This window comes from Azospirillum humicireducens (assembly GCF_001639105.2).
Taxonomy (GTDB): domain Bacteria; phylum Pseudomonadota; class Alphaproteobacteria; order Azospirillales; family Azospirillaceae; genus Azospirillum; species Azospirillum humicireducens.
Genome location: NZ_CP028902.1, coordinates 86,019 through 93,247, shown reverse-complemented (window position 1 = coordinate 93,247; position 7,229 = coordinate 86,019). Strand labels below are relative to the sequence as shown.

Sequence of the window (7,229 nt, the reverse complement as noted above, 5' to 3'; positions counted from 1 at the left end):
CGTCGGTGTGCAGGCTGCCCTTCATCACCGCTTCGGCCTCGCCGGTGCGGGCCAGCGCCACGGCGGCGGCGGCGGCCGCACGGCTGTGGGCAGCGTCGACGATGCGGTAGCGAGCGATGTCGAGGCCGTTGGCGGCCGCGACCTTGCGGATGACCGCTTCCGGCCCGACCAGGATCGGGTCGATCAGGCCGGCCTGGGCGGCCTCGACCGCTCCCTGGAGCGAGCTGGCGTCACAGGGATAGGCCACGGCGGTGACGACCGGCGGCAGCTCGTCGCATTTGGCGAGCAGGGCGTCGTGCTTGTCGTGGCGGATCATCTGGATCTGCGGCAGCTCATGCGCCGGACGGATGACCTTCTGAGTGGGAGCGATCACCTCGGCCGTGCCGAGGACGACCACCTCGCCGTCCTGGTTGGTGCAGACGCAGTCGAAGACGACCACGTTCTTCGCCGGGCGCTTTTCAACCACGGTCACGGTGGCTGTGACGATGTCGCCGAGACCGACCGGGCGGCGGAACTGCAGGCTCTGGCCGGCATAGAGCGACCCGGCGCCGGGCAGATAGGTGCCGAGCACGCCGGAGATCAGCGAGCCCGACCACATGCCGGGACCGATCACCTTCTGGAAGCGGCTGTCAGCCGCGAATTTCGGGTCGAGATGGGCCGGGTTGATGTTGCCCGACACGGTCGCGAACAGCTCCACATCCATCAGCGTCAGCTGACGGGAAAGGCTGGCTGTCTGGCCGATCTGAATCTCGTCGAAGGTCACATTCTCGACCACGGCGCCGATGCCGTTGCCGAACGCTTCACCACTGGCACGCATTTTTTGAACACTCCGGTTGACCGGGTCGATCGAGCGGCCCGTTTTGGGGTCCGACAGGGCAGCGCCTGGAAAATCGGAGACGTTCCGCTGCCAGCTTGTGCCGGCTTTCTGCGCCGCGCGGGAACCTTAGATATATTAATATATTAAATGTGCATCGCAACATGGAACCAGCGGAAATCCCCGTCCTTGACACTATGCCGCAGGTCTGCGGTGCGGTTCGGCGGGGATCCCCCCTTCCCCCGGGGAGAGAGTCGGGGGAAGGGGGCACAAGGGCGAGCAATCTCAGCGATCACGACGGCTCGCCGCCCGTCCTGGAAGTCCCTTTGGGCGCGGCCCTTCCGGCCCTTGTCACTTCTCCGGGGGCGGGAGAGAGCGGGGTGGAACGGCCGCGGGGCAGGGGGCCTCCGGATCTCAGGAAATCAGGCCTTCAGAATGCCGCGGCCGGCGAAGCGGGCTGCGACGCCGAGCTGCTCCTCGATGCGGATCAGCTGGTTGTACTTGGCCAGACGGTCCGAGCGGCTCAGCGAGCCGGTCTTGATCTGGCCGCAGTTGGTGGCGACGGCGAGGTCGGCGATGGTGCTGTCCTCGGTCTCGCCCGAACGGTGCGACAGCACGGCGGTGTAGCCGGCCTTGTGCGCCATGTCGACCGCTTCCAGCGTCTCCGACAGCGTGCCGATCTGGTTCACCTTCACCAGGATCGAGTTGGCGACACCTTGGCGGATGCCCTGGGCCAGACGCTTGGGGTTGGTGACGAACAGGTCGTCGCCGACCAGCTGCACCTTGTTGCCGATGGCGTCGGTCAGCGCCTTCCAGCCCTCCCAATCGTCCTCGGCCATGCCGTCCTCGATCGAGATGATCGGGAAGCGGTCGACCAGATCGGACCAGTAGGCGACCATCTGCTCCGGCGACAGCGACTTGCCCTCGCCGGCCAGCTCATACTTGCCGTTCTTGAAGAACTCGGTCGAGGCGGCGTCGAGCGCCAGCATGACGTCGTCGCCCGGCTTGTAGCCGGCGGCCTCGATCGCCTTCATGACGAAGCCGAGCGCCTCGTCGGTCGAGCCGATGTTGGGAGCGAAGCCGCCCTCGTCGCCGACATTGGTGTTGTGGCCGGCGTCCTTCAGCTTCTTCTTCAGCGACTGGAAGATCTCGGAGCCCATGCGGATGGCGTCGGCGCCGGTCTCGGCGCCCACCGGCATGATCATGAATTCCTGGATGTCGATGGGGTTGTCGGCATGGGCGCCGCCGTTGATGATGTTCATCATCGGCACCGGCAGCAGCGAGGCGAAGGCGCCGCCGACATAGCGGTAGAGCGGCAGGCCGGCATCCTCGGCCGCGGCGCGGGCGACCGCCAGCGACACGCCCAGGATGGCGTTGGCGCCGAGGCGGCTCTTGTTCTCGGTGCCGTCCAGGTCGATCATCGCAAGGTCGATGCCGCGCTGGTCGTCGGCGTCGAGGCCGGCCAGCGCGTCATAGATCTCGCCGTTGACGGACTCGACCGCCTTCAGCACGCCCTTGCCGCCGAAGCGGCTCTTGTCGCCATCGCGCAGCTCGACCGCCTCGTGGGCGCCGGTGGAGGCGCCCGACGGAACCGCGGCGCGGCCGAAGGCGCCGCTGTCCAGCGCAACGTCGACTTCAACGGTCGGGTTGCCGCGGCTGTCCAGGATTTCGCGGGCGTGAATCTCGGTGATGACGCTCATGGGAAGGGATATCCCGTGTGTGGAGGGGTTGTTCGGTAAGCAGACGGCCGCTTCGACAGGGCTGCTTCGATTTCGGCCGTCATTCCTGCGGAAAGGGAACTCCAGGGCATGCGGAGGGAAGCCGGCGAGGCTGCCTGGAGCCCCCCGCCTTGGCGGGGATGACGGATTGAGAATGGGATGGGTGGGAAGACGATCTAGGCCCCGCTCAGCGCAGCTTGGGGCGGCGGTAGATGAACCAGTAGACGGCGCCCACCATGACCGCACCGCCGATCCAGTTGCCGATGGTGACGGCGGCGAGATTGACGAAGTAGTGGCCGACAGGGATCGAGGGCGCGGCGCGGCCGAGGTCGGCCCAGAAGCTGTCCGGCGCACCCCATTCGATCAGCAGGCCGAGCGGGACGAAATACATGTTGGCGACGCAGTGCTCGAACCCGGCGGCGACGAAGGCGGCGACCGGGAAGGTGATCGCCAGGATCTTGTCGCCGACGCTGCGCGCACCCAGCGCCAACCAGACGGCGAGACAGACCAGCACGTTGCAGAGGATGCCGAGGAAGAAGGCCTGGCTTGTCGGCAGCGAGCTTTTGGCCACCGCGAAATACAGCGCCGATGCGCCGACCGCGCCGTGCCCGAAGGTGTATTGCCCGGACAGGAAGACCAGCAGCGCCGTGCCGGCGGCGCCGACGAAGTTGCCGATCCACACCGTGGTCCACACCCGCATCATCTCGCGGGCATGCAGCCGGCCGCTGGCCCAGGCCATCACCATCAGCGCGTCGCCGGTGAACAGCTGTGCGCCGCCGACGATCACCAGGATCAGCCCCATGGAGAAGACCAGCCCGCCCAGCAGCCGGGTCAGGCCGTAGGGGAGCATGCCCTCCGCCCCCGACATGGTGACAGTGGCGAACAGGCCCCCCAGCGCGATGAAGGCGCCGGCCAGCACGGCCAGGGCGAACAGGGTGGGGGTGTCGTAATGTGCCTTCTTGACGCCGAGATTCTCGGCGGCAAGCGCGATGGCGTCGGGCATCAGCGCGTCGAGAGTCTGCGGAGTCGGCTGGCTCCAGCCCCCCACGTCCTTGCTGTCCATGTTCATCGGTCGATGTCCTTGCTGCCGCGCATCGGTGCCGGCCCGTCGGCGGAAAGCGCTCCCGGACCCTGCCGGTTTCCGCTCCCGCCTTGTAGCTTTACTACATACTCCTGTCGGGGCAGCCCGCGCAAGCGTGCCCCCTGGGTAATTCCGTCGCAGGGCGCACGCGGGCGGCAAGTTGGAAAACAAGCATTTTCAAAGGAAAGGAGGGTGATGCGTGCTTCGGTTGCGCTTCTGTAGTGTTGCTACATCATGCCTGGGAGGCGGGGCGGGGCGGAAGGCTTGGCCCGCATGGGACGAGACGCGGTGCGGTGAAGTGAGTTACCGGTAACGCGGGTGCGGCAAGGCGCCACAGACGCTATGCTGGCGCCCGTTCCAATGGCGCCCGCACCCGGCGCATTCGCAAGCCGAGGGGAGATATGCAGCCAATCATTGAGATCCGTGGGCTGGAAAAGACCTACGCATCCGGCTTCCAGGCCCTGAAGGGCGTCGATCTCGACATCCGCCGCGGCGAGATCTTCGCGCTGTTGGGGCCGAACGGCGCCGGCAAGACGACACTGATCAGCATCGTCTGCGGCATTGTCCGGGCGACGGCCGGCAGCGTTACGGTGGACGGCCACGACATCATGCGCGACTGGCGGGCCGCGCGGTCCCTGATCGGACTCGTTCCGCAGGAACTGACGACAGAGGCGTTCGAGAGCGTCTGGGCGACCGTCAGCTTCAGCCGCGGCCTGTTCGGCAAGCCGCCCGCCCCCGCGGTGATCGAGAGGATCCTGAAGGATTTGTCCCTGTGGGACAAGAAGGACACCAAGGTCATGGCGCTGTCCGGCGGCATGAAGCGGCGCGTGCTGATCGCCAAGGCGCTGTCGCACGAGCCGCGCGTCCTGTTCCTGGACGAGCCGACCGCCGGCGTCGATGTGGAGCTGCGCCGCGGCATGTGGGAGATGATCGGGCGCCTGCGCGACAGCGGCGTCACCATCATCCTGACCACCCATTACATCGAAGAGGCCGAGGAGATGGCCGACAGCATCGGCGTGATCTCCGGCGGACGGATCATCCTGGTGGAGGAGAAGGCCGCGCTGATGGAAAAGCTGGGCAAGCGGCTGCTGACGCTGCAATTGTTGTCGCCGCTGGACTCCATCCCGGCCGAACTGGCGGACTATCCCCTGACCCTGTCGGGCGATGGCCGGGAACTGGTCTACAGCTTCGACACCCAGGGCGAACGCACCGGCATCGCCGGGCTGCTGCGCAAGCTGGGCGACCACGGCATCACCTATACGAACCTGCGGACCGAGGAGAGCTCCCTGGAGGAGATCTTCGTCAGCCTCGTGAAGGAGCGGGCATGAACCTGCATGCGATCAAGGCCATCTACATCTTCGAACTGGCCCGCACCTGGCGCACGCTGTTCCAGAGCATCGCCGGGCCGGTGATCTCCACCTCGCTGTACTTCATCGTCTTCGGGGCGGCGATCGGCGGACGCTTCGCGTCGGTGGAGGGGGTCAGCTACGGCGCGTTCCTCGTCCCCGGCCTCGTCATGATGTCGGTGCTGACGGAAAGCGTGTCGAATGCGTCCTTCGGCATCTACATGCCGCGCTATTCCGGCACGATCTACGAACTGCTGTCGGCCCCGGTCTCCGCCTTCGAGACGGTGATCGGCTATGTCGGGGCGGCGGCGACCAAATCCGTCATCCTCGGCACGCTGATCCTGCTGACGGCCCGGCTGTTCGTGGATTTCTCCATCGCCCACCCGGTCTGGATGGTCGCCTTCCTGGTGATGACGTCGGTGACCTTCAGCCTGCTGGGTTTCATCCTGGGCATCTGGGCTGACGGCTGGGAAAAGCTGCAGATCGTGCCGATGCTGATCGTCACGCCGCTGGCCTTCCTGGGCGGCAGTTTCTATTCGATCGGCATGCTGCCGCCCTTCTGGCAGACCGTCACCCTGTTCAACCCGGTCGTCTATCTGGTCAGCGGCTTCCGCTGGAGCTTCTACGGCGCCGCCGACGTGCCCGTCGCACTGAGCCTTGCCATGGTCGCACTCGTGATGGCGATCTGCCTCGCCATCGTCTGGTGGATCTTCCGCACCGGCTACAAGCTGAAGAACTGATGCCGGCAATCGTGGGCCGTTGATGACTGAAGCACCGCATTTCGGTTGACGCGGCTTGCGGCGGCCCACCACTGTGGCCGGTCGGCACAGACGGAGAGCGCTTCGATGGTGATGCTGAGCGAGCAGTTCCTGATCGACTATCTGCTGATCACGGCCGGTCTGCTCACGGCCGCCAGCTGTGTGCTGGGAGGCTTGTTTCTCGGGACGGTCTACCGGCAGCCGGACATGTGGATGCGCCTGCTGCTCTGGGGGCTGCCGGCCACCCTGCTCACCACCGCTCCCTGGTCGCTTCTTCTGCCGATGCAGTCGGCGCTGCTGATCGGTGCGGCCACCGCAGCCGCACTGATCGGCGGGCTGATTCTGCTGCCCTGCCGCAGCGGACGGCCGGCGCGGGGATGGCACGGACTGATCGCCGACGGTCTGTCCGGAATCGGCCGGACACTGCTGATGCTGGCGCCGGCGGTCGTGATCGGGGAAGCCCCGGACTGGGTGCTGTGGCTTTCGCTGACCGCCCTCGTTCCGTCCCTCTATTGCGCGATCGTCCATATCCGCAAGTCCGGCGGCGGGCTGGCCCAGGAGAGCACGCTGTGGGGTGGCACCCAGGGCGCCGTTCTGGCCGGTGTCCCGGCCCTCCTCATGGTGCTGTGACAGCCATGAGGGCACGGTGCTGGGCTTCCGTCGGCTTTGCCTGCTTCAGACGGACCAAGCGCGGCCAGGTCGTCGAGGGGGCTGCGAAGAACAGTTGCACTTCAGACTAGTTCTACTGTGTCATAAAACCTGGCTGTAGTGTTGCTACATCATGCCTGGGAGGCGGGGCGGGGCGGAAGGCTTGGCCCGCATGGGACGAGACGCGGTGCGGTGAAGTGAGTTACCGGTAACGCGGGTGCGGCAAGGCGCCACAGACGCTATGCTGGCGCCCGTTCCAATGGCGCCCGCACCCGGCGCATTCGCAAGCCGAGGGGAGATATGCAGCCAATCATTGAGATCCGTGGGCTGGAAAAGACCTACGCATCCGGCTTCCAGGCCCTGAAGGGCGTCGATCTCGACATCCGCCGCGGCGAGATCTTCGCGCTGTTGGGGCCGAACGGCGCCGGCAAGACGACACTGATCAGCATCGTCTGCGGCATTGTCCGGGCGACGGCCGGCAGCGTTACGGTGGACGGCCACGACATCATGCGCGACTGGCGGGCCGCGCGGTCCCTGATCGGACTCGTTCCGCAGGAACTGACGACAGAGGCGTTCGAGAGCGTCTGGGCGACCGTCAGCTTCAGCCGCGGCCTGTTCGGCAAGCCGCCCGCCCCCGCGGTGATCGAGAGGATCCTGAAGGATTTGTCCCTGTGGGACAAGAAGGACACCAAGGTCATGGCGCTGTCCGGCGGCATGAAGCGGCGCGTGCTGATCGCNCCAACTGCGCACTTTATGACACAGTAGAACTAGACTGAAGGGTAGGCAACCGGAGGGAGTTGGCGGTGTTGACACGCTGCGGCCCTCCCGCCGCACGGTGTCACCGACCGGAGCCTTCCCACCATG

The 7,229-nt window shown here is 66.3% G+C and carries 6 protein-coding genes and 1 pseudogene; 4 read left to right on the top strand and 3 right to left on the bottom strand.

Annotated elements, in window-relative coordinates; translation table 11 throughout:
• The 3 genes from A6A40_RS15080 to A6A40_RS15070 all read right to left on the bottom strand — a co-directional run.
• On the bottom strand, positions 1–817 hold an 817-nt coding region (locus A6A40_RS15080; protein ID WP_146191584.1), incomplete at its 3' end, for a bifunctional enoyl-CoA hydratase/phosphate acetyltransferase.
• A 419-nt stretch (positions 818–1,236) separates the two neighbouring features.
• On the bottom strand, positions 1,237–2,514 hold the full coding sequence (eno, locus tag A6A40_RS15075; RefSeq protein ID WP_108546757.1) for a phosphopyruvate hydratase: 1,278 nt from the start codon (positions 2,512–2,514) through the stop codon (positions 1,237–1,239).
• A 205-nt stretch (positions 2,515–2,719) separates the two neighbouring features.
• Positions 2,720–3,601 (bottom strand): formate/nitrite transporter family protein, encoded by an 882-nt coding sequence (locus tag A6A40_RS15070; protein ID WP_108546756.1) that lies wholly within the window; start codon positions 3,599–3,601, stop codon positions 2,720–2,722.
• Positions 3,602–4,014: 413 nt separating this feature from the next.
• On the opposite strand from A6A40_RS15070, the gene A6A40_RS15065 reads away from it, so the two are divergent.
• From A6A40_RS15065 to A6A40_RS15050, 4 genes and pseudogenes are all read left to right on the top strand, one after another.
• A complete protein-coding gene (locus tag A6A40_RS15065) occupies positions 4,015–4,941 on the top strand; it encodes an ABC transporter ATP-binding protein (RefSeq protein WP_108546755.1) in 927 nt (308 codons plus the stop codon).
• Entirely contained in the window at positions 4,938–5,699 is a 762-nt protein-coding gene (locus tag A6A40_RS15060; protein ID WP_108546754.1) for an ABC transporter permease, read from the top strand. The genes A6A40_RS15065 and A6A40_RS15060 overlap by 4 nt, the downstream gene beginning before the upstream one ends.
• Positions 5,700–5,804: 105 nt before the next feature.
• Positions 5,805–6,347: a hypothetical protein gene (locus A6A40_RS15055; protein ID WP_108546753.1), complete on the top strand. Its 543-nt coding sequence runs from the start codon at positions 5,805–5,807 to the stop codon at positions 6,345–6,347.
• Between the two features lie 318 nt (positions 6,348–6,665).
• Positions 6,666–7,102, top strand: a pseudogene (locus A6A40_RS15050) (ATP-binding cassette domain-containing protein); the annotation flags it as partial.
• Between the last annotated feature and the right edge of the window lie 127 nt (positions 7,103–7,229).

What these genes read in the sequence shown, in the direction of transcription:
- A6A40_RS15060 (WP_108546754.1), top strand. Translation starts at nt 4,938, where the DNA reads ATGAACCTGCATGCGATCAAGGCCATCTACATCTTCGAACTGGCCCGC.
- A6A40_RS15070 (WP_108546756.1), bottom strand. Translation starts at nt 3,601, where the DNA reads ATGAACATGGACAGCAAGGACGTGGGGGGCTGGAGCCAGCCGACTCCG.
- eno (WP_108546757.1), bottom strand. Translation starts at nt 2,514, where the DNA reads ATGAGCGTCATCACCGAGATTCACGCCCGCGAAATCCTGGACAGCCGC.
- A6A40_RS15055 (WP_108546753.1), top strand. Translation starts at nt 5,805, where the DNA reads ATGGTGATGCTGAGCGAGCAGTTCCTGATCGACTATCTGCTGATCACG.
- A6A40_RS15065 (WP_108546755.1), top strand. Translation starts at nt 4,015, where the DNA reads ATGCAGCCAATCATTGAGATCCGTGGGCTGGAAAAGACCTACGCATCC.